This window comes from Bradyrhizobium sp. P3_C3 (assembly GCF_056402655.1).
Genome location: NZ_JBFUGY010000132.1, coordinates 1 through 1,480, shown reverse-complemented (window position 1 = coordinate 1,480; position 1,480 = coordinate 1). Strand labels below are relative to the sequence as shown.

Below are 1,480 nucleotides of genomic sequence, written 5' to 3'. Positions count from 1 at the left end.
GGACAGCCGTGGAGAATTATGCCGGAATTGACGTGTCGTTGGAACTGTCGAGCGTATGCGTTGTGGATTCCCAGGGTAAGATCCTGAAGGAGGCGAAGGTCGCAAGCGAACCCGACGCCTTAGTCGAATTTTTCGAGACGCTTGGCTTTGCAGTGAATCGGATCGGGCTGGAGGCTGGGCCACTGTCGCAATGGCTTCATGCGGGGCTGCAAAGAGCAGGATTCGAGACGGTTCTGCTGGAAACACGGCATGTGAAGGCAGCATTGTCGGCGATGACAGTGAAGACGGATCGCAAGGATGCACGCGGAATTGCCCAGTTGATCCGGATGGGATGGTTCCGCGCGGTGCRCGCAAAGTCGATAGGGGCTCAAGAGATCCGAGCGCTGCTGGTTGCGCGCAARCAGCTTCTTGGGCGACTTATCGATGTGGAGTTAAGTATCCGCGGGATTTTGCGTGGCTTTGGGCTGAAGGTTGGCCCGGTGACGCGRAAGAATTTCGAAGCGCGGATCCGAGAGTTGGTTGCGGGTCAGGCGACATTGGAACGCATTGCCATAGCGATGCTTTCGGCACGATCGGCCTTGAAGGCAGAGTACGGAAGGCTACACAAAGCTGTGCTGGCAAYKGYGCGTGACGATGCGGTCTGTCGCCGGCTMATGACAGTGCCAGGTGTTGGTCCCCTAGTGGCGATTACCTACAAATCGGCGATTGATGATCCTCATCGCATTGTAAAATCGAAGGCGGCAGGCGCGCTGTTCGGGCTCACGCCAAAGAAATACCAATCGGGAGAAAAGGACGTCACGGGCGGGATCACGCTGGCCGGCGACGAGATAGTGCGTACGGTGTTGTATGAGGCCGCCAACGTTCTGCTATCGCGCATCACGCGATTCTCAAAACTTAAGCGCTGGGGGATGGACGTCGCCAAGCGGCGAGGCTCGAAGCGCGCAAAAGTCGCCTTGGCACGCAAGCTCGCAGTGATCCTGCATCGAATCTGGGTCGACGGCACAACTTACCGATGGACCGAAGTGGGCCCGATCGCAGCATAGAACACGAGGAGGAGATCAAGAACGCAACCGGGCTGAACTGAAGCCCAGTGCCCGAAGTCCCGTCGCCGGGACGGTGGATCCGGTGAAGCCGTTACACGCCCAGTGGCCGTCATCTGACGAACCACGCGCATCTAGATAGGCTCACCGCTCCCTCTGACAGCATGATGTGGCGGCCAGGCGTTGACCACGGACAGAAGCATGAGTTCGGCGGCGTGACGTTCACTCGGGAGGCTTGACATCATCGGGCCCATTACAGAAGGGCGTGTACTCATCTGTGGACGCCCCGCGAGATGCAAGCGGTTTTTGAAGAAGATCGGCACGTAGTCGGATGCTGCCATCTGTCCGGCCTCTGATGGTGCAGCGATGAAGCTGCGGGCCCGTATGGGAGTTCGCAGACCGGAACCAAATCATAAAAGCGTGCTCCAGGCAGGCACGAT

The 1,480-nt window shown here is 58.4% G+C and carries 1 protein-coding gene; it reads left to right on the top strand.

Going from position 1 to position 1,480, the window contains the following annotated elements; translation table 11 throughout:
- Window positions 1-8 precede the first annotated feature (8 nt).
- Entirely contained in the window at window positions 9-1,043 is a 1,035-nt protein-coding gene (locus AC1DW2_RS43740; protein ID WP_477009203.1) for an IS110 family RNA-guided transposase, read from the top strand.
- Window positions 1,044-1,480 lie beyond the last annotated feature (437 nt).